The 24,670-nt window shown below is 75.9% G+C and carries 22 protein-coding genes; 5 read left to right on the top strand and 17 right to left on the bottom strand.

Going from position 1 to position 24,670, the window contains the following annotated elements:
- Positions 1–22: 22 nt before the first annotated feature.
- Positions 23–1,039 (bottom strand): sigma-70 family RNA polymerase sigma factor, encoded by a 1,017-nt coding sequence (locus ACZ7D7_RS21960; protein ID WP_470826300.1) that lies wholly within the window; start codon positions 1,037–1,039, stop codon positions 23–25.
- 257 nt (positions 1,040–1,296) lie between these two features.
- On the opposite strand from ACZ7D7_RS21960, the gene ACZ7D7_RS21955 reads away from it, so the two are divergent.
- Positions 1,297–2,961 (top strand): alkaline phosphatase D family protein, encoded by a 1,665-nt coding sequence (locus ACZ7D7_RS21955; RefSeq protein WP_470826298.1) that lies wholly within the window; start codon positions 1,297–1,299, stop codon positions 2,959–2,961.
- Between the two features lie 185 nt (positions 2,962–3,146).
- Positions 3,147–4,529: a carbohydrate-binding protein gene (locus ACZ7D7_RS21950; RefSeq protein WP_470826296.1), complete on the top strand. Its 1,383-nt coding sequence runs from the start codon at positions 3,147–3,149 to the stop codon at positions 4,527–4,529.
- A gap of 141 nt (positions 4,530–4,670) precedes the next feature.
- On the opposite strand, the gene ACZ7D7_RS21945 is transcribed toward ACZ7D7_RS21950, so the two are convergent.
- The 6 genes from ACZ7D7_RS21945 to ACZ7D7_RS21920 form a co-directional block, all read right to left on the bottom strand.
- A complete protein-coding gene (locus tag ACZ7D7_RS21945; RefSeq protein WP_470826295.1) occupies positions 4,671–5,840 on the bottom strand; it encodes a serine hydrolase domain-containing protein in 1,170 nt (389 codons plus the stop codon).
- Positions 5,837–6,757, bottom strand: a complete 921-nt coding sequence (locus ACZ7D7_RS21940; protein WP_470826294.1) for a DUF6895 family protein — start codon at positions 6,755–6,757, stop codon at positions 5,837–5,839. The genes ACZ7D7_RS21945 and ACZ7D7_RS21940 overlap by 4 nt, the downstream gene beginning before the upstream one ends.
- Positions 6,754–7,635 (bottom strand): DUF6895 family protein, encoded by an 882-nt coding sequence (locus ACZ7D7_RS21935; protein ID WP_470826646.1) that lies wholly within the window; start codon positions 7,633–7,635, stop codon positions 6,754–6,756. Before ACZ7D7_RS21935 ends, ACZ7D7_RS21940 begins: the two co-directional genes overlap by 4 nt.
- Before the next feature lie 92 nt (positions 7,636–7,727).
- Complete coding sequence (locus tag ACZ7D7_RS21930; RefSeq protein ID WP_470826292.1) at positions 7,728–8,414, bottom strand: hypothetical protein; 687 nt, start codon at positions 8,412–8,414, stop codon at positions 7,728–7,730.
- Between the two features lie 22 nt (positions 8,415–8,436).
- Complete coding sequence (locus ACZ7D7_RS21925; protein WP_470826290.1) at positions 8,437–8,622, bottom strand: hypothetical protein; 186 nt, start codon at positions 8,620–8,622, stop codon at positions 8,437–8,439.
- A gap of 178 nt (positions 8,623–8,800) precedes the next feature.
- Positions 8,801–9,121 (bottom strand): ANTAR domain-containing protein, encoded by a 321-nt coding sequence (locus ACZ7D7_RS21920; protein WP_470826288.1) that lies wholly within the window; start codon positions 9,119–9,121, stop codon positions 8,801–8,803.
- Positions 9,122–9,330: 209 nt separating this feature from the next.
- Between ACZ7D7_RS21920 and ACZ7D7_RS21915 the strand changes: the two genes are divergently transcribed.
- Both ACZ7D7_RS21915 and ACZ7D7_RS21910 read left to right on the top strand, forming a co-directional pair.
- The gene (locus ACZ7D7_RS21915; RefSeq protein ID WP_470826287.1) at positions 9,331–9,864 is read left to right on the top strand and encodes a DoxX family protein; all 534 of its coding nucleotides are present in this window, start codon (positions 9,331–9,333) and stop codon (positions 9,862–9,864) included.
- Between the two features lie 92 nt (positions 9,865–9,956).
- Entirely contained in the window at positions 9,957–10,520 is a 564-nt protein-coding gene (locus ACZ7D7_RS21910; RefSeq protein WP_470826286.1) for a hemerythrin domain-containing protein, read from the top strand.
- A gap of 185 nt (positions 10,521–10,705) precedes the next feature.
- On the opposite strand, the gene ACZ7D7_RS21905 is transcribed toward ACZ7D7_RS21910, so the two are convergent.
- Positions 10,706–11,620, bottom strand: a complete 915-nt coding sequence (locus ACZ7D7_RS21905) for a glycosyltransferase family 9 protein (RefSeq protein ID WP_470826284.1) — start codon at positions 11,618–11,620, stop codon at positions 10,706–10,708.
- The gene (locus ACZ7D7_RS21900; protein ID WP_470826282.1) at positions 11,617–12,696 is read right to left on the bottom strand and encodes an NAD-dependent epimerase/dehydratase family protein; all 1,080 of its coding nucleotides are present in this window, start codon (positions 12,694–12,696) and stop codon (positions 11,617–11,619) included. The genes ACZ7D7_RS21905 and ACZ7D7_RS21900 overlap by 4 nt, the downstream gene beginning before the upstream one ends.
- Positions 12,697–13,070: 374 nt before the next feature.
- Between ACZ7D7_RS21900 and ACZ7D7_RS21895 the strand changes: the two genes are divergently transcribed.
- Positions 13,071–14,423 carry an MFS transporter gene (locus ACZ7D7_RS21895; RefSeq protein ID WP_470826281.1) on the top strand — a complete coding sequence of 451 codons (1,353 nt, stop codon included), beginning with the start codon at positions 13,071–13,073 and terminating at the stop codon, positions 14,421–14,423.
- Positions 14,424–14,586: 163 nt separating this feature from the next.
- Here ACZ7D7_RS21895 and rfaE2 read toward each other — a convergent pair whose 3' ends face one another.
- From rfaE2 to ACZ7D7_RS21855, 8 genes are all read right to left on the bottom strand, one after another.
- The gene (rfaE2, locus tag ACZ7D7_RS21890) at positions 14,587–16,002 is read right to left on the bottom strand and encodes a D-glycero-beta-D-manno-heptose 1-phosphate adenylyltransferase (protein ID WP_470826280.1); all 1,416 of its coding nucleotides are present in this window, start codon (positions 16,000–16,002) and stop codon (positions 14,587–14,589) included.
- Positions 15,999–16,637 carry a D-sedoheptulose-7-phosphate isomerase gene (locus tag ACZ7D7_RS21885; RefSeq protein WP_470826278.1) on the bottom strand — a complete coding sequence of 213 codons (639 nt, stop codon included), beginning with the start codon at positions 16,635–16,637 and terminating at the stop codon, positions 15,999–16,001. Before ACZ7D7_RS21885 ends, rfaE2 begins: the two co-directional genes overlap by 4 nt.
- 434 nt (positions 16,638–17,071) lie before the next feature.
- The gene (locus ACZ7D7_RS21880; protein ID WP_470826277.1) at positions 17,072–18,349 is read right to left on the bottom strand and encodes a glycosyltransferase; all 1,278 of its coding nucleotides are present in this window, start codon (positions 18,347–18,349) and stop codon (positions 17,072–17,074) included.
- On the bottom strand, positions 18,346–19,311 hold the full coding sequence (locus tag ACZ7D7_RS21875; protein WP_470826276.1) for a glycosyltransferase: 966 nt from the start codon (positions 19,309–19,311) through the stop codon (positions 18,346–18,348). Before ACZ7D7_RS21875 ends, ACZ7D7_RS21880 begins: the two co-directional genes overlap by 4 nt.
- Positions 19,308–20,486 (bottom strand): glycosyltransferase family 9 protein, encoded by a 1,179-nt coding sequence (locus tag ACZ7D7_RS21870; protein ID WP_470826274.1) that lies wholly within the window; start codon positions 20,484–20,486, stop codon positions 19,308–19,310. Before ACZ7D7_RS21870 ends, ACZ7D7_RS21875 begins: the two co-directional genes overlap by 4 nt.
- 91 nt (positions 20,487–20,577) lie before the next feature.
- On the bottom strand, positions 20,578–21,777 hold the full coding sequence (locus tag ACZ7D7_RS21865) for a glycosyltransferase family 2 protein (protein ID WP_470826273.1): 1,200 nt from the start codon (positions 21,775–21,777) through the stop codon (positions 20,578–20,580).
- Positions 21,774–23,435 (bottom strand): carbamoyltransferase family protein, encoded by a 1,662-nt coding sequence (locus tag ACZ7D7_RS21860; RefSeq protein WP_470826272.1) that lies wholly within the window; start codon positions 23,433–23,435, stop codon positions 21,774–21,776. Before ACZ7D7_RS21860 ends, ACZ7D7_RS21865 begins: the two co-directional genes overlap by 4 nt.
- Before the next feature lie 76 nt (positions 23,436–23,511).
- A complete protein-coding gene (locus tag ACZ7D7_RS21855; protein ID WP_470826271.1) occupies positions 23,512–24,498 on the bottom strand; it encodes an NAD-dependent epimerase/dehydratase family protein in 987 nt (328 codons plus the stop codon).
- Positions 24,499–24,670: the final 172 nt, after the last annotated feature.

The following is a 24,670-nucleotide window of genomic DNA, read 5'->3' as shown; positions in this document are numbered from 1 at the left end:
GCGGCGCCCAGCGCCTCGCCGGTCAACTCGCCCAGGCCAGTAGGCGGGCGCCCGTCTCGCGCTCCAGAAGCCGGGTCAGTGACTGCTTCTCCAGCTGACGCACGCGCTCCCGGGTCAGGCCGATGTGCTGGGCGACCTGTTCGAGGGTGCGGGGCCGGCCGTCGGTCAGCCCGTAGCGCAGGCTGAGGATGCGGGCCTCGCGGGGCGCGAGCGTGCCGACGGCCTCGCGCAACTCCTCGGCGAGCGCCTGCTGTTCGGCGAGGTCGGGGGCCTGGAGCACGTCGTCGTCGGGGATCAGGTCGCCGACGACTGTGTCGCCGGTCTCGTCGACGGGCGTGTCCAGGCTGACGGCCTGCCGACCGACCCGGCGCAGCCAGATCACCTTGTCCAGGTCGATGCCGCCGTCCCTGGCGACCTCCTCGGCGGTGGGTTCGCGCCCGAGGCCGAGCTGGAGCCGCCGTTCGACGCGGGCGAGCCGGTGCAGTTGCTCCAGGACGTGCAGCGGCAGCCGGACGGTGCGGGCGTGCGCGGCGAGTCCCCGCTCGATGGACTGCCGTATCCACCAGGAGGCGTACGTCGAGAACTTGAAGCCCTTGGTGTGGTCGAACTTCTCCACGGCCCGGATGAGTCCGAGGTTGCCTTCCTGGATGACGTCCAGCAGGGGCAGGCCTCGATGGGCGTGACGCCTGGCCATCGCCACCACCAGGCGGAGGTTGGCGCGCACCATGTGGTCCCTGGCCTGTCTGCCGTCGCGCACGGCGTCCTCCAGTTCGCGGCGCCGCTGCGGTGTCGGCCCGGGTCCGCGGCTGTCGGCGCGGCGCAGTTCCTCGGCGGCGCGGGCGCCCGCCTCGATGCGGCGGCCCAGGCGCACTTCCTCCTCGCCGGTGAGCAGGGGGGTGGCCGCGATCTGCCGCAGGTACCAGCCCAGCAGGTCGGGTTCCTGGCCGGTGGCGCTCTCGCGGTGCGGGCGTCTGGTGTGCACGGGCTCCCGGCGGTCCGCGCCGCGGTCCGTCACAAAGGGTGCTGCCAGGGGAGACATCGTCGGGTTCCTCCGTCCCCTCCGCTTGCGGGCCGCCCGGGTACCCGGACATATCGGTGCGAACCTCACATATCACTGAGGCCTCTCACGCCCCGCCTCTCCCCTGCGCGACACCGTGGTCCTCTCGTGTGATCACCTCATGATCACCCCGCACGCCTCACCCGGTTCGCGCATTCCGTCTGCTTAGCATCCAGGTCCGCGTCCGGCGTGCTGCCCCGTTTCCGTCAGCCCGCGCACCGTACGAGAGGACCTCCCCCATGGCGCCCACGGGCCGTCACAGCACTCTGTCCGAGCCCGCGCTCTCCCCCCACGACGCGGTGCTGCGCGCCGCGGCACCGCATCTCGCCCGCCGCCGTTTCCTCACCGTCACCGCAGCGGCGGCGGCCCTGGCCTTCGGTACGAACCTCCCGGCGCGGGGGGCGTCCGCCGCGCCCGAGCTGGACACCGCCCGGATCGCCGACGACCCGTTCACCCTCGGCGTGGCCTCCGGCGATCCGCTGCCGGACTCGGTGCTGCTGTGGACGAGGCTCGCGCCGGCCCCGTTCGAGGCCGACGGCGGGCTGGGCTCGCAACGCGTCACGGTGCAGTGGGAGGTGTCGACGGACGAGTGGTTCGCGCTCGTCGTCCGCCGGGGCGTCGCCCACGCCCACCCCGAGTACGGGCACAGTGTGCGCGTCGACGTGGGCGGCCTGTCCCCGGGCAGCGAGTACTACTACCGCTTCCGGGTCGGCGCCTGGATCAGCCCGGCCGGGCGCACCCGCACCGCGCCGGCCGAGGGCGCGTACGCGACGTCGGTCAGGCTGGCCGCCGTCGCCTGCCAGGCCTACCACGACGGCTACTACACCGCGCACCGGCACCTCGCGCGGGAGGACGTCGACCTCGTCCTGCACCTGGGCGACTACCTGTACGAGTACCCGGTGGACCAGACGGGCGGCGCCCGCCGCTACACGGACGTCACGCTGCCCGACGCGTTCAACCGGGAGACCGTCACCCTCGCCGACTACCGGATGCGGTACGCCCTGTACAAGTCCGACCCGGACCTGCGGGCCGCGCACGCCGCGCACCCCTTCGTCGTCGCCTGGGACGACCACGAGACCGAGAACAATTACGCCGGTGCCGTCGACGAACGGGGCGGCCCGCCCGCGCGGTTCCTCGCGCGGCGTGCCGCGGCCTACCGCGCGTACTGGGAGAACCAGCCGCTGCGCGCCGCCCAGTTGCCGAAGGGCCCCGACGCGCAGCTGTACCGGCGGCTGCGCTGGGGGAACCTCGCGCAGTTCGACGTCCTCGACACCCGGCAGTACCGCTCCGACCAGGCCTACGGCGACCGGCCGCACGCTCCCGGACCCGAGACCGACGACCCGGCGCGCACCCTCACCGGGGACGCGCAGGAGCGCTGGCTGCTGGAGGGCTGGCGGTCCTCGGACGCGCTGTGGCACGTGATGCCGCAACAGGTGTGCTTCTCGCAGCGCAGGTTGGAGCCCGGTCCGGGGGCCCGGCTCTCCATGGACGCCTGGGACGGCTACCGCGCCTCGCGCGCCCGGATCGTCGCGGGTGCGAAGGCCGCGGGGGTGGCCAACTGGATGGTCCTCACCGGGGACGTGCACGTCGGCTACGCCTTCGACATCAAGGACGACTTCGACGACCCCGGTTCGGCCACGCTGGGCACGGAGCTGACGTGCACCTCCGTCAGCAGCGGCGGCGACGGCGCCGAGCGGCCCCCCACCTGGGAGACGTACATGGCGGCGAACCCGCACTTGAAGTACTACGACGGCAGGCGGGGCTACGTCCGTGTCACGTTCGACCGGCGCACGGCACGGGCCGACTTCCGGACCGTGCCCGCCGTGACGCGGCCCGGCGCCTCCGTCACCACGGCCGCGTCCTTCGTCACGGAGGCGGGCGCCCCCGGCCTCCAGCAGGTGTGAGCCGACGCGGGCAGCGGGGGCGTACTGCACCTGGCGGTCCGTTTGCGGCACCAAAGCGCGAATGCCCGTCGCCGCGCGCATCCGCGCGGTGCGGCGGGGCTAGGTCTCCAGGACGTGTCTGCCGTACGGGGGCGTCGTGCACCGCCCTCTTCCGGCGAACCGTTCCCAGCGAAGGAGACAGTCGAATGGTCCACAGACACCCCGCGACCGGCCGTCGCGCAGCACTGGCCGCACTCGGCGCGCTGCTCCTCACCCAGTCGGCCGCCGCCGTCGCGGCCGAGCCGCCGCCTCGGCCGCTGCCGGGCCCGCTGCCCGGCGCCGCGCAGACGCTCGGCGCGGACCGGCCGTCGGCCGAGATGCTGCGCGCACTCCAGCGCGACCTGCGGCTGACGCCGGCTCAGGCGACGCGCCGGCTCGTGAACGAGGCGGAGGCCGGGACGCGCGCGGGCCTGCTGCGCAACGCGCTGGGCGAGCGGTTCGCCGGGGCGTGGGTGAGCGGCGCGACGTCCGACCGGCTCACCGTAGCGACCACGAGCGCCGACGACGTGGCCGCCATCGAGGCCCGGGGCGCGAAGGCCGCCGTCGTCAGGAACTCGCTGTCCTCCCTGCGGGCCGCGAAGCAGAAGCTCGACGCGGCGGCGGCGCGGGCCGACACGCGTGAGACGCCGCTGTGGTACGTGGACGTGCCGGCCAACCGGATCGCGGTGGCCGCCACCACGGAGTCGGCCGCGGCCTCCTTCGTGCGGGCGGCCGGACTCGCGGGCGCGAGCGTGACCGTGCGGGTGTCGGAGAACCGCCCGCGGCTGCTGGAGAACATCACCGGTGGCGACGCGTACTACATCGACGGCACCGCCCGCTGTTCGGTCGGTTTCTCGGTGACCAAGGGCGAGAAGGAGGGCTTCGCCACGGCGGGTCACTGCGGCAGGCCCGGCGCGAGGACCACCGGCTTCAACAAGGCCGAGCAGGGCGCGTTCGAAGCGTCCACGTTCCCCGGGCAGGACATGGCCTGGGTGGGCGTCAACGACGACTGGACCGCGACCGCCGACGTGAAGGCCGGGAGCGACAGGAAGGTTCAGGTCACCGGCTCCGTGCAGGCGCTGGTGGGGTCGGCGGTGTGCCGGTCCGGGTCGACCACCGGCTGGCGCTGCGGCACCGTCGAGCAGCACGACACGAGCGTGAGCTACTCGGAGGGCACGGTCGACGGTCTGACGCAGACGACGGTGTGCGCCGAACCGGGCGACTCCGGCGGTCCGTTCGTCTCGGGCGCCCAGGCGCAGGGCGTCACCTCGGGCGGCACGGGCGACTGCAAGACCGGCGGGACCACGTTCTACCAGCCCGTCAATCCCCTGCTGGAGAAGTTCGGGCTGACGCTGAAGACGGCCGCGGGGCAGGCCGAGCCCCCCGCCCCGCAGGAGGGCACCGCGGCACGGGCCTGGACCACGGGCCGGGTCTACGAGGCCGGGGCCACGGTCACCCACGACGGGGTGCGCTACCAGTGCCTGCAGAGCCACCAGTCGCAGGACGCCTGGTCTCCCGCGGGCACCCCGGCGCTGTGGCAGCGCGTCTGACACGGAACCGGTACACCGCGCACCGGCGGCGGGCACGGCGAGGAGCCGTGCCCGCCGCCGGGCCGTGCCGGGCGTGCCGTGCCGTGGCGCGGGGTGCGTGCCGTGCCGTGGGTGCCATCACGTGCGTACCGCGCCGTGGCGCTACTGCTCGGCGAGGAAGGCGTACGCGGCGGCGATGAACGGGTCGTTGGCCCGGAAGCGGCGGGTGCACACGGCGGCCAGGGCCGTGCCGGTGTCCGGCCGGAAGCCGAGGAAGGCCTGCTGGCCGAGGGTGGCCCCGCTGTGGAAGTACATCGGCCCGGCGTCGGTCGGATGCCGGAACCAGCCGAGGGTGTGCACGTGCCGGTGCCCGAGCCCGCGCCGCAGCACAGGTCGGCGCACGGCGTGCAGCGCGCCGGCGAGCGGTGAGCCGTCGGGGCGGGTGTGGGCCTCCAGGAAGGTGAGCAGGTCGTGCGGCGTGGCCCGCACGGCGCCGGCCGCCTGGAAGCCTCCGGGGTCGAAGAAGGGCACCGGTCGCCTGCCGTCCTTGGCGTGGCCGACGGCGTCGGCGTGCGGGCCCGTGGCCGTCAGGGCGGTCCCGTCCAGGCCGAGTGGGCTCAGGACGCGGTCGGCGAGGAGGTCCTCCCAGGGGGTGCCGGTCGCGGCGGCCAGCGTGTGGCCCAGCACGGCGACACCGAAGTTGGAGTAGCGCCACCGAGTGCCGGGCCGGTGCCGGGGGCGGTACTCCAGGAAGGCGTCGATCACGCGGGGGGCCGGGTAGCGGGCGTACGGGTTGGTGCGCCAGCCGGGCAGGGCGCGGGCGTAGAACCCGGCCGGGAGGCAGGGCAGTCCGGCGGTGTGCGTGATCAGGTGGCCGAGCGTCACCGCGTCGGGTGCGGGGCGTCCGGCGGCCCCGGGATCGAGGTACGCGGCGGCGGGCTCGCGTCCGGTCAGCCGGCCGCCGTCGACGAGGCGGGCCAGCAGCAGCGCGGTGTACGCCTTGGTGGCGGAGCCGACTTCGTAGCGCAGGTCCTCGCGGGGCACGGGCGGGGTTGGTGCGGTGCCGCCCGCGCACACGACGCGGTGGCCGCCCCGGGACGCGGCGAAGACGGCGTCGGGGGCCTCGGCGGTGGCGACGGCCGCTTCGAGCCGGTCGCGCAGTTCGGCGTCGTCGTGACCGGCGCGGGGCCCGGTCGGTGCCCGCACGGCACCGCCGTTCGCGGGCGCGGTACCGGTGTCGGGCGGGGTCCCGGTGTCGGGCGGGGTCCCGGTCCCGGGCGGGGAGCCGGGCCAGGGCGTGGCGGGGGGCCAGGGCGTGGCGGGCGTGGTCATGACGCGGCGTGGGCCAGCTCGGACAGGGCGCGGGAGGTGGCCAGGGTGGAGGCGAACGCGGCGACCAGCGTGGGGTGGTAGACGGCGTCGAAGACCTCGTCGGGGTCGCCCTCGGGCATCGTGCGCACCGCGGGCATCGCGCCGTCGGGCTGCTGGGCCCCGGCGAAGCCCTCCCAGCCGCGTTCGTCGAAGGTCGGGCGGGGCAGGCAGGCGTCGACGACGAGCAGTTCGCCGAGCAGGTCCCAGCGTTCGAGGTCGAGCCAGTCGTCGATCCAGACGGGCAGCCAGGTGGCCAGGTAGTCGGCGATGTGCGGCGGCAGGCCTCCCGGGTTCTCGCCCCAGTCGGTGAGGTGGAAGACGGCGTGGGTGATGTCGTAGGCGATGTGGCCCTCGACCGTCCACGGTTCGGGGGTGCGGGCCAGCCACGTACGGTCGGCCGCTTCGGACTCCGGGGGGCGGGGGCGCATGCCGAAGCGGCGCTGGAAGGCGGACAGGCCCAGGCGCCGGGTGGGCGTGGTCTCGAACGCCACCCAGCTGTCGAGCCGTTGGTTCAGGGCCGCGGCCCGTTCCAACTCGGGCTGGCTGTGCCCGAGTTCGCGGAACGGCAGGTACACCTCGAACGGGATGGGCGAGATGGGTTCGGTGCGCTGGCCGAGCACCAGCATGGTGCCGCCGTCCAGGGCATCCCGCCAGGCGTGGTCGAGGAGTTGGCCGGCCAGCTGGGACTGCTTGGAGCCCGCGACGCCCTCGCGGAACAACACCTTGCAGATCAGGGCCAGTTCGCCGATCGGCTTGAAGCGTTCGAGGAAGCCCACTTCGGGGTCGACGTCCGGATCCAGCCGGAATCCGTCGCGGTGCGCCCAGAGCCATTCGAGGGCGCGGACTCCGACGGTGTGCATCAGGCGCGTGTCGGTCATGCCTGCGCTCCTTGTCCGAGGGTGAGGGTGGCGGCGAAGACGGCCATCAGGGTGGAGTGGTAGCAGCGGAAGAAGTCCTGCCCGACGTCCTCGTCGGTGGGGCCCTCTTCCGGGATGGCGCCCGAGGCGCTCTGCGCGGACTCCAGCCGGGCCCAGGAGTCGTCGAGCGTGGCGGGGTCCGGGGGGTCGGGCAGGCTCGCGGCCACGGCCAGCAGTTCGCAGCTCAGGTCCCACATCCCGGCCTCCAGGCAGGTGTCGAGCCAGGGCGGCAGCCAGTCGGCCAGGTAGGCGGCGAGGTCCGGCGGTACGCCGTGGGGGTCGCGGCCCCAGTCGGTGAGGTGGAAGACCACGTGGGTGAGCGCGTATCCGGCGTCGCGTTCGAAGGTCCACGGCTCCGCCAGACCGCCCAGCCAGGTGCGCCGCAGGGCCGGTTCCGGCGGGCCGGGCCGGCTCATGCCGGTGCTCCGCTCGGCGCACAGCACGCCGAGGTGGCGGGTCGGGTCCTGTTCGGTGAGCCGCCAGCCGCGGGTGCGGGCGACGCGGGCGGCGTCGGCCTCGTAGCCGGGGTGGCGCAGGCCGGCGGCGGCGAAGGCGGCGTACACCTCCAGCGGGTACGTCGCGAACGGTTCGAGTCGTTGCAGCCGCGGGAACAGCTCGCCGCGGCCGGTCTCGTCCCAGGCGAAGGCGAGCAGGTCGGCGGCGCGCGCGTGCAGCGGGTCGCCGGGGGCGGTGTGCGCGAGGGTGCTGCCGCAGACGCGGGCGAGTTCGCCGAGCGGTTTCCAGCTGCTGTCGACGCGTCCGTCGCGGGCCAGGGCGTCGTCGCCGAGCGCGAACTCCTCGCGGTGCGCGGCGATCCAGGCCAGCGCGGTCCCGGCCAGCCGCTCGACCCGCGCGAGGTCCGCGGCCGGTGCGGCCGGTGCGGCCGGTGCGGCGCCGCCGGCCTCGCCGGCCGGCCCGGTGTCCGCCGCCGTCACACGAGCACCTCGGTGCGCATCAGCCGGGCCGCCCGCACTTGGAGCGCGACCCGCGGATCCGAGCCGCCCATCAGCTCCACGAAGTCCAGCCCCGTGTCGAGTCCGAGCGTGTCCGGGACACCGGGCAGCAGGGTGAGCCAGCGGCCGGCGCCGGCCGACTGCCGCCAGTCCCGTCGACGCACCGCGCGGACGAAGCCCCGGGCGACGTCGACCGGCCGGCCCCGGGCGACGCGGGCCACCGCGCACTCCTCGCCGGGCAGGGCGAGGGGGGCGAGCACCGCGAGCCGGTGGGTGAGGGACTGCCAGCCGCAGGCGTCGAGCCAGGAGGCGTCGGGTTCGCCGTGGTCGGCGACGGGGGTGTCAAGCCGCCGGAGCGCGCGGGTCATGGCCCAGTGGCTCCAGGCGACGGCGGGTGCCGCGCCGGCGGCCGGCCGGAAGGCCTCGACGGCCTTGCGGAAGCCGGTCACCAGCTGCGGGTCGGGCGGTCGGCGCAGCAGCACCTCGGGCAGGAGCGCGTCGGCGCCCAGTACCCGCAGTGCGGCGAGACCGAGGCCTCCCGCGTCGCCGTCCGTCGTCGTGCCGGACACTCGCACGTGGTCCCCGCTCCGAAGAGCGGAGACCACGTCGGCAGCGAGGTCCCGCACCGCGCCCTGCAGGAGGGCGGAAGTGCCAGACTGCTCCATCGCGCTGCTCCTGTCGATCCGGTCAGCCCTTCTTCGGGCGGGGGGTCGGCGGCGAGAGCAGCAGCGAGAACTTCCCGCCGGCAAGCGCCAGGGCCGCGCAGCGGCGGCTGTCGCGGTAGACGCCGTCCGCCTCGGCAGGGTCGAGTGCCGCCTCGATGTCGGCGCTCTCGATGCCGGTGACCTCTTCGATGATCTCTTCCGGAGTCATTCGACCATCTCCCTCTCGGGTGAATCCGGTACCTTCTACTCCCAGTTGAGCGCATCACCGCAAAAGATGCAAAACACCCCCACAAAGCCCATAGTTCACTGCTTCAACATCTCAACGGGACGTACTGGAACGGGAGACAGTTGATGCTTTGACGGGCTCCGGGGAACGCCAACTCTCCCTAGGCGGTGGGCCGCTGACCCAGCCTCATGGAGAGCTGCTCCCGGATGTCGGCGGCCAGCCTGCCGCTCTCGCCCCAGGTGACCACCAGATCGGCCACGTGCCGCACCTTGATGTTGGTGCACATCGACGTCTCCCGGAGCACGTCCCACGCTTCGGCCGGCGTCATCCGGCCCACGGCCACCAGCACACCGATCGCCTGGTCGATCACCGCGTGGGAGTCGACGGCCTGTTCCAGCTGCGCGACCTTGTTCTCCAACTGCCTGATCCGGTCGCGGTGGGTGTCCGGCTGCTGGACCGCACCAGGGAGCTCGTCGTACACGTCGCCTCCGCAGTGAAAAGGCCGCCAGGGGGAAGAGGCGGCCGGTCCCCGAGCGCACGTGGACGCCGGGGACGGGCCGCCCGAGCGTCCCTCCCACGGTCACACCCGGGTCAGGGACCCGCAACACCAGGTCCGGCGTGAGGGGGCGCCGGGAAGGGGAACCCGGCTGGACCGTACCGACACCCGCCACCGACCCCCTGGAGATGGCCATGAGTGTGTTGCGCGTCCTCGGCCGGCCCATGCTGGCCTCGATGTTCCTCGCCGGCGGCATGCAGTCCCTGCGCAGCCCCGAGGCGGTCGCCCCCGCCGCCGAACCCGTCGTCCGGCCGGTCACCGACCGGGTGCCGCCCCTGCCTGACCGCGCCGAGGAACTCGTCCGGCTCAACGGCGCCGTCCAGGTCGGCGCGGGGCTGCTGCTGGCGACGGGCAGGATGCCGCGCGTCGCCGCGCTCGCCATCGCCGCGACGCTGGTGCCCACCACCTTGGCGGGGCACCGCTTCTGGGAGGCGGACGACCCGGACGAACGAACCCAGCAGCGCATCCACTTCCTCAAGAACCTCTCGATGCTGGGCGGTCTGCTGATCGCCGCCGACGACACCGCGGGCGACCCCTCGCTGCTGTGGCGGGGCCGGCACGCCACCCGGGACCTGCGGCGCGACGCCAGGCTGGTGCGCCGTTCCGTGCGGGCCGGCGCGCGCCCGGCCGGTGCCGTCGGCCGCGTCCGGGCCAAGCTGCCCACCTGAGTCCGCGCGGTGTTAGGTCCCCGGGAGCCTGGGGACCCGAGCGCCGGTGGGTCCGCCCCCGGAGCCGCCACGAGCCGTTGGAGGTGAAGGACGTGGGACACGGAGGAAACGTCATCGACGAACTGATGACGGACCACCGGGAGGTCGAGGAGCTCTTCGGGAAGATCGAGGCGCTGCCGGCCGGGCACAAGGACCGCAAGCTCTACGCCGACCAGGTCACGATGGAACTGGTCCGGCACTCGGTGGCCGAGGAGGCCTATCTGTATCCGGCCGTGCGCGAACACGTGCCGAACGGCGACTCCATGGCCGACAGGGAGCTCGAGGACCACGCCACGGCCGAGCGGATCATGAAGGACCTGGAGGGCTGCGACCCGGCGGACGCCGAGTTCGACCGGCTCGTCGGGCAGTTGATGACCGAGATCAGCGAGCACGTGGCCGACGAGGAGGGCAACCTCTTCCCCAGCCTGCGCGCGGCCTGTCCGCCCGAGAAGCTCGACGAACTGGGCGACAAGGTCCGGCAGGCGAAGAAGACGGCTCCGACCCGGCCGCACCCGTCCGCCCCCGACAAGCCGCCGGCCAACAAGCTGCTGGCGCCGGGCGCGGGCCTGGTCGACCGGATCAGGGACGCGCTGTCCGGACGCGGCAAGCACGCCTGACCGGAACGCACCCCGCACCCGGGGCCCGTCGCCACTCGGCGACGGGCCCCGAGCCGTCTCCACCGCTCAGTGACGGACGCTCAGTGACGGACCCCGGACGCGTCCGCGCACGGGCCGCGTCCGCGCGTGCGCCCTCATCGGCTTCCGGCCGTCATCGGCCTCCCGCCGTCATCGGCCTCCCGCCGTCATCGGCCTCCCGCCGTCATCAGCTTCCGCACGCCCCGCACCACGTCCTGAGCGGTGCCCCCGTCGACGAGGAGCGCGGGAACCCGGTACGGCGTCCGGTGCCCGGCCGGTGACGACAGCGCGACGACGGGCGTGCCGACCCCGGCCGCGAGCTGCGCCGGGCCGCTGCCGCCGGTCACGAGGACGTCCGCCGCCCTGAGCACCCCGGCCAGGGTGCGCGCGCTCGTCCGGCCGCCGAGGTCGACGGCCGCGGCGCCGCTGACCCGCCGGGTCGGGCCCGGTTCGCCCGGGCCGTCCGTGACGACGACGCGGTGACCGGCGTCGGCGAGCAGATCGACCGCCTCCGCGCACCGCTCCACGTCCTGCGGGCAGGCCGCGGCACCGGGGTGCACGACGACGTACGGGCCGTTGCCGGTGAGCGTCGCGGTGTCCGGCGCGGGCAGCACGCGCAGCCGTCCGTCGTCACCGGTGCGCAGGCCGAAGCCCAGGGCGGCGGCCACGTCGAGCGCCACCTCCGCCTCGTGCCGGCCGGGCGGTCGGCGGTGGTGCACGTCGAGCAGTGCGTCGGGCTCACCGGTGCCCGCCGCGCCGATGCGGGCCACGCCGGCGCGGCGGAGCAGCCGGGCGAGCGGCAGCGGGCCCTCGTCGTGCCGGGCGAGGACGAGCGCGACGTCGTACGCCCCGTCCCGCAGCCGGGCCACCAGGGCGTCCTCGGCGTCCGGTGCCCGCGTGTCCCCCGGCGCGTCCGGGCGTACGACGACGCTGTCGACGTGGGGCAGCAGCTGCGCGGCGGCGGCGCCGCCCGGGTCGCACAGCAGGGTCACGTGGTCGGCGCCCCTGGCGACGGCGCGGACGGCCGGGCCCGCCAGGAGCGTGCCGTCGAAGCCGCCGACGGGAACCACCAGCGCCTTCACGCGGACCACTCCCCACCGCCGCCCGTGACCGTGAGCGGCACGCGCTCCGCCGGGGCCTGCCCGGGCCGGGCCGTGAAGGCGGCGACGGTGCGGGCGAGGCCCTCCTCCCAGCCCACCCTCGGCACCCAGCCGAAGAGCTCCCGGGCGAAGCCGGTGTCCGGCCGGGGCTCCGGCCCGGGACGGCCGGCGGGGTCGGCGGGGTCGGCGGACGCGCCGTCGGCGGAGGTCAGCGGCGATCCGGACCCGGTCAGTTCGATCACCCCGCGGGCGATGTCGGCGACGGTGACCTCCTCGTCCCCGCCGAGGTCGACCGGTCGCACCGAGCGGCCCGCGGCGACCAGCAGGACGCCGTCCACCATGTCGTCGACGTAACAGAGGCACAGGGACCGCCGGCCGGCCGCGGGAACCGGCACCGGCCGTCCGGCCAGGGCCCGCTCCACGAACGCGGGGATCGGCAGGCCGTCGTCCGCGCGCATCCGGGGCCCGTAGGCGCGGAAGAGGCGCACGATCCCGGCGTCGCTGCCGTGCGCGGCGTGCGCGGCGACCAGGGCCTCGGAGAAGCGGCGGGACTCGGCGCAGGCGCTGCGCGGGGCCAGCGGGTCGGGGGTGGGCAGGTCGGCGCCGGGGAGCCCTCCGGTGTCGTGCCCGGGCGAGGAGGCGAGCAGGAAGCGGGCGCCGTCGCGGTCGGCGACCGCCAGCGCGTTGCGGGTGCCGAGGCTGCGGGTGTCGAGCGTCTCCAGCAGGCGGCGCTCCTCGTCCTCGGGCGAGGCGGGGCCCGCCAGGTGCAGGACGAGGTCGTACGGGCCCGGCAGCTCCGCCGGGCAGCCGGGGTCGGCGACGTCGCCCGCGACGAACCGGAAGCCGTCGCGGCCGGCCAGGTGCCGGATGTTGCCGGGGCTGCCGGTGCGGAGGTTGTCGAGGCAGTCGACCTCGACGCCGGAGTCGAGCAGGCGCCCGCACAGATGCGAGCCGAGGAAGCCCGCCCCGCCGGTCACCAGGGCCCGCCGCCAGGGGGCCGGCGCGGGCACCGCGCCCGGTGCCGGTCCGGTGCCCGTGAAGGTCGTCGTCGGCATCATGAGCACGCCCTTCCTTCTCGGCCGCGACCGCGGACGACGGGCCGACGAGTGCCCCGGCGCGTGCCGTTCATGCTCCGCCCCCGGCGGTGGCGGCGACTGTGGGCGCGGTCACGTGCGCCGCGCCACACCCGCCGCCCCTGCCCGAGGCCTGTGATCAACCCCACTCGGTCGGCAAGTCCCGCGCGGGCGGGGTCTCTTGGCCAGGGTGCGGCGCGGGGACCAAGGTCGTCGGCGACGACTCGCCGGTCCCTTCTGCCACGATGGTCGGCGCCTTCCGACCTACGACGCGGAGCCGCCGCGCAGCGCAGCCGGTGAACCTCGCTCCCGTCGTGTCCTCCGCCTGAGTCCTCCGACTCGTCTTCGAGTGGCGCACTGTGACTTCCTCCCCCTCCCCCGCCCTGCCCGCACCCGCTCCGGAGCCCGCGTCCGCGCCGGCCCGGCGGCCGTCCCACTCTCCGTGGCGCTCGCTGCGGCACCGCAGCATGCGCTGGTGGTCCGTCGCGAACTTCGTGTCCAACGCCGGTACGTGGATGCAGCTCACCGTGCAGAACCTGCTGGTCCTGGAGATCAGCGGGTCCGCCGCCGCGACCGGCCTGTCGATGTCCGTGCAGGCCGCTCCCGCGCTGCTGATGAGCGTGCTGGGCGGCGCCGCCGTGGACCGCTGGCCCCGGAAGCTGACGGCGGCCGTCAGCCAGGCCCTGCTGGGCTGCGTCGCGTTCGTGACGGCGGTCCTGGTGGCGCTGGACCGGCTGGACATGACGACGCTGATGGTGCTGGCCGCCGTGACCGGTGTCGTCGCCACGGTGGACGGGCCGGCGTGCGCCCTGCTGGGCAACGACCTCGTCCCGGTGGAGGACGTCCCCTCGGCCATCGGGGTGGGCGCCCTGGTGCACCAGGCGGGCCGGCTCGTGGGAGCCGCCGCCGCGGGCGTGACCGTCGGCGTCCTCGGCACGGCCGCCGCGTACTTCGCGAACGGGCTGTCGTTCCTCTTCGTGGCCGCGGTCGTGCCGTTCCTCCGGCCGGCGCCGGGCGCGGCCCCGCAGGTGACCCGCCCGGTGGAGGGGCGCGGCGGCGAACCGGACATGACCGTGCGCCAGGGCCTCGCGTTCTTCGTGAAGCGGCCCCGGCTGCTCGCGCTCGCCGGCGTCACCGGGGTCAGCGCGGTCTTCGGCCGCAACTACACGCTGACCCTGGCCGTGCTCGTCACCGGTCCGCTGGCCGGCGGCGCCGGGGCGTTCGGGACGGTGTCCACGGTGCTCGCGGTCGGCGGCATCCTCGGCGCGGTCCTCGGGGCGCGGCTGCGGCGGCCCTCCGTCAGGCTCGTGGGCGCGCTCGCGGCGGCGGGCGGGCTGCTCCAGGTGGTGGCGGGCATGTCCCCGTCGCTGGCGGTGCTGCTGGCGCTCGTCGTGCCGATGGCCGTGGTGGAGTCGGTGTCGGACACCGCCGGCACGGCCGTGCTCCAGACCGACCCCCCGGCCCACCTGCGCGGACGCGTCCTCGGCATCTGGGGCAGCATCGGCACGGTGTGGGGCCTGGGCGGGCCGCCCGCGCTGGGCCTGCTGATGGAATGGGCCGGCGCACGCGGCGCGCTCGTCGCGGGCGGCCTGATCATCGCCTGCTCCATCGGCGCGGGCCACCTGCTGCGCGCACGCCGGACGGCGACGCCGGTCGTGCTCCGCGAGGAGGGCGACGTACCGGAACGGACGGCACTGGGCACTGCAGCCTGAGGCGGGCCGCCGACCTCGCCGTCACCGACCTCACCGGCACCGGTCTCGCCGGCACCGGTCTCGGCAGGCTCCCCCGTCGGCGCGCCGCCGCGCTGCCTGCCGGGCAGGGCCCCCGCGCTGCCGGCCGGGGGGCAGGGCCCCGCCGGTCGGTCCGGTCCCGCCGTCAGGTGCCCTTGAGCGCGCCCGCCGCCGCCTTGGCCGCGCGGCGGGTCAGGAGGGTCGTGGAACGGCCGTCGAGATACGGCAGGACCACCGCCTGGCCGCCCCATTCGCGCAGGACACGCGCCTCGGGCAGGTCCTGGACCGAGTAGTCGCCGCCCTTCACCCACACGTCGGGCCGCAGCCGGGTGAGCAACTGTTCCGGGGTGTCCTCGTCGAAGACGGCGACGGCGTCGACGCTGCCGAGGGCGGCCAGGACGCGGGCCCGGTCGGCGGCCGGGTTGAGGGGCCGGCCGGGGCCCTTGCGGCGGGCGACGGAGGCGTCCGAGTTGAGGCAGACGACGAGGCAGTCGCCGATGCGCCGGGCGCTCTCCAGCAGGCCGACGTGACCGGCGTGCACGAGGTCGAAGCAGCCGCCGGTGGCGACGACGGTGCCGCCCCGGGCCCGCACCCGCTCGGCCAGCTCGAACGCGTCCGCCGCGGGCACGTCGGCCGGACGGGCCGGGGCCCGGCTGCGCCACAGGTCCGGATTTCCCGCGCCGCCCGCCGCAACGAAGGCAGCCGCCTCGGCGACGGCCCGTTGCAGCGCCTCCTCGGGCAGCAGCCCGTCGGCGAGGCCCGCGGCGGTCGCGGCGGCCAGGCAGTCACCCGCGCCGCACGGGTCGCCGGTGGCCCGGTACGGCGCCGGGACGAGCATCGGCGTGCCGGTGCCGGCCCTGGCCAGCAGCACGCCGCGCTCGCCGAGGGTGACGGCGACGCCCGCCGCCCGCCAGCGCTCCGCGAGCCGGGCGCCGCGCTCGGCGTGGGCGCCCAGCGAGGTGCCGCCGTCGCCGGGGCACAGCGCCCGGGCCTCGGCCGCGTTGGGGGTGACGATCCGCGCCCCCGGTACCGGCGCGTCGCCCCGGGGGTGCGGGTCCCACACCAGCGGCGTGTGACGGGCCGCGTGGTGCAGGTACGGGCGCAGGGCGTCGGCGGTACTGCGGCCGTAGTCGGCGACCAGCACCGCGTGGGCCCCGGCCAGCGCCTCGCGCACCGCGTCGACCGGCACCGCGTCCTCGGGGTCGCCGGGCGTGCCGCCGCCCCGGTCGATGCGGACGACGGGCCGGCCGCCGGCCAGGACGCGGGTCTTGACCGGCAGGGTGCCGTTCAGCGGGATCTCCAGCAGCCGCACCCGGCCGAGCAGGTCCTCGCGCACGGCCTCGCTGGCGGGGTCGTCGCCGAGCGCCGTCACCAGGGTCACCTCGCGTCCGCCGTGCGCGGCGAGGGCGGCGGCCAGCCCGGCGCCGCCAGGGCGCCGCCGGTCGCCGGTGACGTCGACGACGGGGGCGGGCGCGTCCGGGGCGAGCCGGGTGGAGACGCCCTCGACGTCCTCGTCGAGGAGGACGTCCCCGACCACGACGAGCGGCTTCGGTGCGCTCATGACGCCCTCCCGGGGGTGGCGGCGCCGGGGGTGACGGCGCGGCGCGCGAGGGGCGTGGAGACGACCGCGTCGAAGCACTCGCACAGCAGGTGCACGGCGACGAGGTGGGTCTCCTGGACGGTCGCCGTCCCGGCGGCGTCGACGCACAGCGCCTCGTGAGCGGCCTCGGCCAGTGGGTTCGGGGCGCGGCCGGTGAGCGCCCACACGGTGAGGCCGGCCTGCCGGGCGGTGACGGCCGCCGCGATCAGGTTGGCGCTGCGGCCGGAGGTGGACAGCACGAGGAGGACGTCGCCGGGGCGGCCGTGGGCGGTGACCTGGCGGGCGTAGACGTGGTCGAAGCCGTAGTCGTTGCCGATGGCCGTGACGCTGGAGGTCTCGGCGTGCAGGGCGATCGCCGAGTAGGCGCGGCGCTCCTGGCGGTAGCGGCCGACGAGTTCGGCGGTGAGGTGCTGGGCCTGGGCGGCGCTGCCGCCGTTGCCCGCGGCGAGCAGCCGGGCCCCGCCGCCGAGGGCGTCGGCGAGGGCCGCTCCCCAGTCCGCGATCCGGTCGAGGTCGTTGCGGCGGAACCGGTCGAGGGCCAGCTCCAGTGACCGGCAGTGCAGTCGTGCGGCGTCGAGCGCGGGATGTTCGGTCATGTCGTCCGGGCGTGCCGCCGGCCGTGGCCGGTGGCGTGACCCGCACCTCCCTTCGGGCGTCGGCGGTCGGGGGCTCGGACCGGGGTCCGCGCGGTGGCGTCTGCGGCGCGCGTTCGCGGATCCGGCCGGGGGCGGTCGTCCGGTCCCGGTGACTGTCGTCCGAACTCGATGACGGTCGTCCGGTCCCGGTGGACGGCATCCGGTCGCGGCGGTGGTCGTCCGGTTCCGGTTGGCGGTCGTCTGGTCCGGGTGGCTGTCGTCCGAATTCGGCGACCGTCGTCCGGTCCCGGTGGATGCATCCGGTCGCGGCGGTGGTCATCCGGTCCTGGTTGACGGTCATCCGGTTCCGGCGGCCGGTTCCGGCGGTGGTCATCCCGTTCCGGCGGCCGGTTCGGGTGGTGGTCATCCGGTCCCGGTGGCCGGTTCGGTGGTGGTCATCCGGTTCCGGTGGCGGCGGGCTCGGCATCGAGGACCTCGCAGTACGCCGACTCGGTGGCCGCGGCGACGCGGCTCCAGCCGTAGCGGCTGAGGACCCGGCGGCGGCCGGCCGCCCCGCAGGCCGCGCGGGCGGCCGGGTCGGCGAGCAGTCCGGCGACGGCGCGGGCCAGCGCCTGCGGGTCGCGGGGCGGCACGAGGCGTCCGGTGGCGGGGTCGGCGACGGTGTCGAGCTGGCCGCCGACGGCGCTGGCGACGACCGGGCGGCCGCAGGCCATCGCCTCCAGCGGGACGATGCCGAAGGGCTCGTAGTCGGCCGGGCACAGCACCACGTCGGCCGAGCGCAGCAGCCGGGGCACGTCCTCGCCGGCCACGCCGCCGGTGAAGCGGACCCGGTCGGCGACCCCGGCGTCGCGGGCGATGCCGCGCAGCCGCCGTGCCTCGGGGTCGTCGTCGAGCCGGTCCGGCGGAGGTCCGCCGACCAGGACGAGTTCGGTGTCGGGCAGCCGGGCGAGCGCGGCGACGGACACGGCGGCGCCCTTGCGGGGCACGAGCCGGCCCAGCTGGACGAGCCGGTGGCGGTACGGCCCGCGGGGCGCGGCCGGTCCCGTGGGCGTGAAGCGGTCGGTGTCGACGCCGCAGGGGACGACGGCCGTCTTGTGGGCGGGGATGCCCATGCGGGCGAGTTCGGCGATCTCGTCGCGGCAGGTGGCGACGACGCGGTCGCAGGCGAGGCCGACCTCGATCTCGCCCGCGATGCGCTCCGGCGGGCTGGTGTCGGCGAGCCGCTGGTGGCGGCGCTTGACCGTGCCGAGCGCGTGGTAGGTGTGCACGACCGGCAGGCCGAGGTCACGGGCGGCGGCGAGCGCGGCGAGGCCGGACATCCAGTAGTGGGAGTGCACCAGGTCGGGTGCGCGGCGGCGCCACTCGCGGGCCAGGATCTCGCCGAACTCGGCCATGTGGGGCAGCAGTTCGTCCTTGGGCAGCGGCTCGGGCGGGCCGGCGGGGACGTGGTGCACCTCGACGCCGTCCCGGGTCCGGACCCGGTCGGGCAGGTCGGGCGCGTCGCGGCGGGTGTGGACGGTGACGCGGTGTCCCCGGTCGGCGAGGGCGGCGGCGAGGCAGGCGACGTGGACGTTCTGCCCGCCGGCGTCCACGCCGCCGAGGGCGGCGAGGGGGCTCGCGTGTTCCGACACCATGGCGATGTCCAGGGTGCCGGGGTCGAGGCGGTCGCCGCCGAAGGCACCCGTCGGGAAGGAGCTGAGGGACGGGGTCATGCGCACACCTCCGTGATCAGGCGCTCCCAGTCGGCCAGGAAGCGTTTGAGGCCGTAGCGTTCGAGGGCCGCCTGGCGGGCGCGGGTCCCGTCCTCGGCGGCGGCGTCCGGGTCGGCCAGGTAGCGGCGGGCGGCGGCGGCCAGGACGTCGGGGCGGGTGGACAGGGTGCCCGCGCCGGGCGGGACCGCCTCGACCGCCTCGGTGGTGGCGAGCGCCACGACGGGCATGCCGAGGTGCATCGCCTCCAGCAGGGACAGGCCGAGGGACGTCCAGCGCACCGGGTGCAGGTACAGCCGGCGTTCCGCCATCGCCGCGTGCAGTTCGCGCTGGGGCAGGTCGGCGGCGCGGCAGCGGTCCGGTGGCAGTCCGAGGTGTGCGGCCAGGCCGCCGGTGCGCATGCCGAACACGTCGAGGGGTGCCGCGGCGGCGAGCGCGGGCAGCAGGTCCGTGCCGGTGTACCGGCCGCGCCGGAGCGGGTCGTTGACGACGACGGCGGCGCGAGGGAGCCGGCCGGTGTACCGGTGGCCGGGGTCGACGACGCCGTGCTCGATCACCTCGGTGCGCGTCGTCCCGCAGTCCCAGAACAGCCGGTTGAAGTGGGTGACGTGGACGATCGTGAGGTCGTCGCGATCGGCGCACGGGTGCCGGGTGCCGGGCACGTCGCCGTCCGGGGCGTTGTGCTCCAGGTACACGGCGGGCACGTCCCGTCCGGGGCGGCGTCCGCCCAACCAGCGCTCGGCGAGGGCGAGTTCGTGCGGACGCTGGAGGACGACCAGGTCCACGGCCGTGTCCCGCAGTTCCTCGGGCGTGGCCTCGCGCACGGACGCGGGCCAGGCGAACGTCGCGGCCCGGCCGAGTCCGTCCGGGTCGCGGCCCGGGGTGACGGGGACGACGTAGGTGTGCGGGCCCTGCACGAACGCCGTGGTCCAGGAGCCGTGCACGTGCCACAGGAGGATGTTCATACGGGTGCTCCTCGTTCCGTCTGCTCCCCCCGGTCGGCCGCGTCGTCCGGCGGATGCCGTACGCCGTCCCCGCGCGCGTCTTCTCCACGTGCGCCGTCCCTGCGTAGGCCGTCCCTGCGTACGCCGCCCCCGTGTGCGCCGTCCCCGCGAGGCCGGGTGAGCGTGGCCACCGCGGCGAGCACCTCGGCGTCGCCGATGCCGTCCAGGCAGGGGTGGCCGGGCTCCGGGCAGTGCCGCGCCCTGCTGCCGGCGCAGGGTGCCCCCTGGTCGCCGAGCACGACGTGCGGCACGCCGTACGGTGCCCACCGGTCGGCCGGCACCACGGGCGCGAAGAGGCTGACGACGGGCGTGCCGACGGCGGCGGCGAGGTGAGCGGGGCCGGTGTTGCCGGCGACCAGGACACCGGCCCCGGCCAGTACCCCGGCGAGCGTGCGCAGGTCGGTGGCGCCGCCGAGGTCGCGGGCGTGCCGTCCGGCGACGCGTGCCGTCAGGGCCCGTTCGGCCGGCCCGCCGGTGACGACGACCCGGTGTCCGGCCGCGGCGAGCGCGCTGACGGCGCGGGCCGCGCGGGCGGGGCTCCAGGCGCGGGCCGGTACGGCGGCGCCGGGGTGCACGACGACGTACGGTCCGCGCCCGGTCAGGTGCGCGGTGTCGGGCAGCGGTGCCGTGACGCGGAGCCCGCCGTCGTCGCCGGGCGGGAGCGGGCATCCGGCGGCCCGCGCGAGGTCGAGGGCGGCGAGCACCTCGTGCCGGTGGGGCGCGCGGCGGTGACGCAGGTCGAGGAGGGCGCCCGGGTAGTCCTCGCTGTCGGCGGCGATCCGGCCGACGCCGGCCAGCCTCAGCAGCAGCGCGGCCGGCAGAGGGCTCTGGTGGTACGACACGAGCACCAGGGCCCGGTCGAAACGGCCGGCCGCGACCGCGTCGAGGAGTCGCCGCGTGGCGGTGTCCGTGACGGGCGGCGGTTCGAGGCCCACCCAGGGCGCGTCGAAGGTGAGCACGTCGTCCACCCCGGACAGCAGCCGCGCGGCGGGCTCGCCCTGGGGTCCGCAGAGCATCGCGGTGTACGAGGACCCGGCCGCGACGGCACGGACGGCGGGCCCGGCCAGCAGCACGTCTCCTGCGCTGTCGAGCCGGACGACGAGGCTGCGGGGAAGGCCGCTTCGGGCGGTGTTCATCGCCGCTCCGCGGGGCTGCGCGTCGGTCCGGGGCGGGGTCGCACGGCAGCGAACGGGCCGTGCGCGACGGCCGACGAAATGCTGGGGCTCGTCATGACCGGGTCCGTTCCCCGGCCGCCGCGCGCACCGGCGTCGCCGGCCCGCGCCGCTGCCCGGCGGGGTGCGGCGGGACGGTGCGGTGGGTGATCCGGCCGCGCAGCCAGTGCCAGGTGGCGGCCGGTGGAATGGCCGCGCTGGTCAGCAGCATGGTGAGGATCTCGTCGCGGGTGCGCGGTCCCGGCAGGACGCGGGCGGCGGCGAACTCGGCGGTACCGGCCAGCCAGACGGCGGCGCACAACGCGGCGGGGCGGGGCCGGCGCAGCAGGGCGCAGGTCACGGCCGCCGTACCGGCCGCCGTCACGGCGAGGTGGCCGGGCAGCCGGCCGCGCGGGGCGTCGGCCCGGTGCCACCAGTCGCGGCCGTGCAGCCGCGTCATGAGGACGTCGTCGGCGTTGCCCGCCTGCACGCGGACGGAGGTCCAGCGTCCGGTCGGCCGTACGGGATGCGTCGTCGTGCGCCGGCCCTCGGTGAGGGTCCAGCCGGCGTCGAGGAGGCGCAGCGCGAGGTCGGCGTCCTCGCGGAAGGCGCGGCGGAAGCGTTCCTCGAAGCCGCCGACGGACTCCAGTGCCGTGCGCCGGCAGGCCATGTCGGCGGTGATCCAGCGGGCGGTGGCGAGCCCGGCGGTGGTGCGCTCCCAGTCGGTGGGCCGGCGGTCGGCGGGCAGCGGCACCTCGATGCGGGCGGTGATCCCGGCGACCCGGGAGGTCGCCCCGGCCAGGTCGAGGGCGAGGTCGTCCGCCCAACCGGGGCCGGGCACGACGTCGTCGTCCAGGAACACGATCCAGGGCACGTCACCGGCCGCGCGCCACCCGGCGTTGCGGGCGGCGGCGGGGCCGCGTGCCGCGCCGCGCACCACGGTGGTCCGGGGGCGCAGTGCCGGGGGCACGTGGGCGGTGACGGCGGGGCCGCCGGGTTCGGGCCGGTCGTCGACGAGGACGACGTGTCGCGGGCCGGGTCCGTCCGTCCCGGCGAGCGCGCGCAGACAGGCGCCGAGGCTGGGGCGGCCGAGCGTCGGGATCACCACGGCGTACGCCGGTGCGGCGTCGTGCCCGGTCGTCGCGGGCGCACGTCGTCGGTCCGGTGTGCCGGTGGGCCCGGTCGTCGCGGGCTGACGGCCTCGGCCAGGTGTGCCGGTGGGCTCGTTCGTCGCGGGCGGACGGCCTGGGTCCGGTGTGCCGTCGTGTCCGGTCATCGCGGGTCTCCCTCTTCGGTGCGGAAGAAGTCGCCGCGCCGGACGGCGTACGGCCCGATGGCCAGCAGGTCGACGGGTGAGGAGCCGAAGCACTCCAGGGCGTCGCGCGGGTCGTCGACCATGGGGCGGCCGGCGGTGTTGAGGCTGGTGTTGACGACGACGGGCAGTCCGGTGAGCCGCTCGAACTCGGTGAGCATGCGGGCGACGAGCGGTTCGCCCGCCGGGTCGACGGTCTGGATGCGGGCGGTGCCGTCGACGTGCACGACGGCCGGGATCCGCTCGCGCCACTCGGCGGCGACGTCGTGCACGAACAGCATGTACGGGCTGGGCAGCGGGCCGTCGAAGATGTCGGCGGCGCGGTCGGCGAGCACCATCGGCGCGACGGGCCGGAACTGTTCGCGGCCCTTGACGTCGTTGAGCCGTTCCAGGTTGCCCGCGTGCCCGGGGTGAGCCAGCAGGGAGCGGTGCCCGAGGGCGCGCGGCCCGTACTCGGAGCGGCCCTGGAACCAGGCGACGATGCCGTTGTCGGCGAGGGCGCGGGCGACGGTCGCGGCGATGTCCGGCGGGCGTTCGAAGGGGATGGCCGCCGTCTTCAGCCAGGCGCCGAGTTCCGCGTCGGACCAGTCGCGGCCGAGGTCGGCGCCGGTCATGGGTTCCGGCTCGTCGCCGGTGGCGGCGGACAGCAGCAGGGCGCCGCCGAGTGCGGTGCCGGCGTCGCCCGCGGCGGGCTGCACCCACACCCGGTCGAAGGGGCCCTCGCGGGCGATGCGGGAGTTGGCGACGCAGTTGAGGGCGACACCCCCGGCGAGGGTGAGCACGCTGTCGTGGGTGCGGCCGTGCAGCCAGCGCACCAGGTCGAGCAGCGTCTCCTCCAGGACGGCCTGCGCGCTCGCGGCGACGTCCGCGTGGGCCTGCGTCCACGGCTCGTCCGGGCCGCGCGGCGGGCACAGTTCGGGCCAGGGCACGCCGGTGGCGTGGAAGCCGCCGTCACCGGTCGGGTACACGTGGCGGCGCAGTTCGTCCAGCATGCGCGGCGTGCCGTGGGAGGCGAGCGCCATCACCTTGAACTCGTCGGAGGAGCGCAGGAATCCGAGGTGCTCGGTGAGTTCCTCGTAGACCAGGCCGAGGGAGTGCGGCAGGTCCTGGGCGTGCAGGGCCTCCACGCGGTCGCCGACCCGGCGGGCCGCCAGGTGGGAGGCGCGTTCGCCGCGGCCGTCCAGGACGAGGACGGAGGAGTTCTCGGCGCCGGGCGCGGCGAAGGCGCCCGACGCGGCGTGCGCCATGTGGTGCGGCACGAAGCGCACGATGCCGGGGTCCAGGCCGGGCAGCGCCGCCTTCAGGAAGCCGGGGGCCTCGCGGGCGTAGGTCTGCCGCAGGTGGTCCCAGGGGTCGTCGAGCCCCATCTCCTGGGCGGGGCGGGCGAGCGAGGGGTCGTACGAGTAGGTCACCGCGTCGAGGTCCTGCGGGCGCAGGCCGGCGTGCTCCAGGCACCAGGCGGCGGCCTTCTCGGGCAGTTCCCAGGCGGAGAACGGCAGCGGCCGCTTGCCGTGCTTGCGCCGGGAGAACCGCTCCTCCTCCGCGGCGGCGACGGTGCGTCCGTCGACGACGAGGGCGGCGGCGGGGTCGTGGAAGAGCGCGTTGATTCCGAGGATTCGCATGAGGGCCAGGCCTTTCGGCGGATCGGGACGGAGCCGGTGGCCGCGCGGACGAGGCGCGGGTGCGGCGCGGGCGCGGTCAGGCGTCGGCGTCGGGCGGGCCTTCGCCGCCGGCCTCGGCCCGGAACCAGGCGATGGTGCGGCGCAGGCCCTCCTCGGCCCTCACGCGCGGTTCCCAGCCGAGCTTGTCGCGGGCCAGGGTGATGTCCGGGCAGCGCACGGCGGGGTCGTCCACGGGACGGTCGATGAAGCGGATCTCCGATCCGGAGTCGCTGAGTTCGATGACGAGCCGGGCCAGGTCGAGCATGGTGATCTCGGCGGGGTTGCCGAGGTTGACCGGGCCGCGCAGCCCGTTGGCGGCCGCCGCGAGGATGCCGGTCACGGTGTCGTCGACGTAGCACAGGGACCGGGTCTGGCGTCCGTCGCCGGTCACGGTGAGGGGTTCGCCGGCGAGCGCCTGGCGGACGAACGTGGGCACGGCACGCCCGTCGTGGCCCCGCATCCGCGGTCCGTAGGTGTTGAACAGGCGCACGATGCAGGTGTCGGTGCCGTGCGTCTCGGCGTGGGCGGTGGTGAGCGCCTCCGCGAAGCGTTTCGCCTCGTCGTAGACGCTGCGCGGGCCGACCGGGTTGACGTTGCCCCAGTAGCGCTCGTCCTGCGGGTTCTGCTGCGGGTCGCCGTACACCTCGGAGGTGGAGGTGAGCAGGAAGCGGGCCGAGGACGTGTGGGCGAGTTCCAGGGCGTGGCGGGTGCCGAGGCTGCCGGTCTCCATGGTGTGCAGGGGCAGGCGCTGGTAGTCGGCCGGGGACGCGGGCGACGCCAGGTGCAGCACGAGGTCGGGGGGCCGCTTGACCGGGATGCCCTCGACGACGTTGGCGTGCACCAGGGTGAAGCCCGGGCGGTCGAGCAGCGGCGTGATGTTCTCGGCCCGGCCGGTGCTGAAGTCGTCCACGCAGGTGACCGCGGTGCCCGAGGTCAGCAGCGCGGCGCACAGGTGGGAGCCGAGGAAGCCGGCTCCCCCGGTGACGACGGCGTGTTCCCAGCCCGGTGGGTTGGCGGTGGTCATGCGGTTCTCTCCTCCGTCGGCGGCGTGGTAGCCCGGCGCGGGATGCGCGGCCGGGTCGCCCTGTCTTCTCCGGAGGCCTTCGAGCCCCGCCTCAGCTTCCGCCGTCCGACGAGCCGGGGCACGGTCGCGTACGGCATTCCGGTGATTGACGGAGGGTGACCACGGCCGGTGG

This window comes from Streptomyces sp. NPDC037054, from assembly GCF_055606745.1.
Note: the sequence above shows the minus strand (reverse complement) of the source record. Positions and strands in the feature narration are given on the sequence as shown.

Coding starts and splice junctions, on each gene's coding strand:
- ACZ7D7_RS21960 (WP_470826300.1), bottom strand. CDS start 1,039: ATGTCTCCCCTGGCAGCACCCTTTGTGACGGACCGCGGCGCGGACCGC.
- ACZ7D7_RS21955 (WP_470826298.1), top strand. CDS start 1,297: ATGGCGCCCACGGGCCGTCACAGCACTCTGTCCGAGCCCGCGCTCTCC.
- ACZ7D7_RS21950 (WP_470826296.1), top strand. CDS start 3,147: ATGGTCCACAGACACCCCGCGACCGGCCGTCGCGCAGCACTGGCCGCA.
- ACZ7D7_RS21945 (WP_470826295.1), bottom strand. CDS start 5,840: ATGACCACGCCCGCCACGCCCTGGCCCCCCGCCACGCCCTGGCCCGGC.
- ACZ7D7_RS21940 (WP_470826294.1), bottom strand. CDS start 6,757: ATGACCGACACGCGCCTGATGCACACCGTCGGAGTCCGCGCCCTCGAA.
- ACZ7D7_RS21930 (WP_470826292.1), bottom strand. CDS start 8,414: ATGGAGCAGTCTGGCACTTCCGCCCTCCTGCAGGGCGCGGTGCGGGAC.
- ACZ7D7_RS21925 (WP_470826290.1), bottom strand. CDS start 8,622: ATGACTCCGGAAGAGATCATCGAAGAGGTCACCGGCATCGAGAGCGCC.
- ACZ7D7_RS21915 (WP_470826287.1), top strand. CDS start 9,331: ATGAGTGTGTTGCGCGTCCTCGGCCGGCCCATGCTGGCCTCGATGTTC.
- ACZ7D7_RS21900 (WP_470826282.1), bottom strand. CDS start 12,696: ATGATGCCGACGACGACCTTCACGGGCACCGGACCGGCACCGGGCGCG.
- rfaE2 (WP_470826280.1), bottom strand. CDS start 16,002: ATGAGCGCACCGAAGCCGCTCGTCGTGGTCGGGGACGTCCTCCTCGAC.
- ACZ7D7_RS21885 (WP_470826278.1), bottom strand. CDS start 16,637: ATGACCGAACATCCCGCGCTCGACGCCGCACGACTGCACTGCCGGTCA.
- ACZ7D7_RS21880 (WP_470826277.1), bottom strand. CDS start 18,349: ATGACCCCGTCCCTCAGCTCCTTCCCGACGGGTGCCTTCGGCGGCGAC.
- ACZ7D7_RS21875 (WP_470826276.1), bottom strand. CDS start 19,311: ATGAACATCCTCCTGTGGCACGTGCACGGCTCCTGGACCACGGCGTTC.
- ACZ7D7_RS21870 (WP_470826274.1), bottom strand. CDS start 20,486: ATGAACACCGCCCGAAGCGGCCTTCCCCGCAGCCTCGTCGTCCGGCTC.
- ACZ7D7_RS21865 (WP_470826273.1), bottom strand. CDS start 21,777: ATGACCGGACACGACGGCACACCGGACCCAGGCCGTCCGCCCGCGACG.
- ACZ7D7_RS21860 (WP_470826272.1), bottom strand. CDS start 23,435: ATGCGAATCCTCGGAATCAACGCGCTCTTCCACGACCCCGCCGCCGCC.
- ACZ7D7_RS21855 (WP_470826271.1), bottom strand. CDS start 24,498: ATGACCACCGCCAACCCACCGGGCTGGGAACACGCCGTCGTCACCGGG.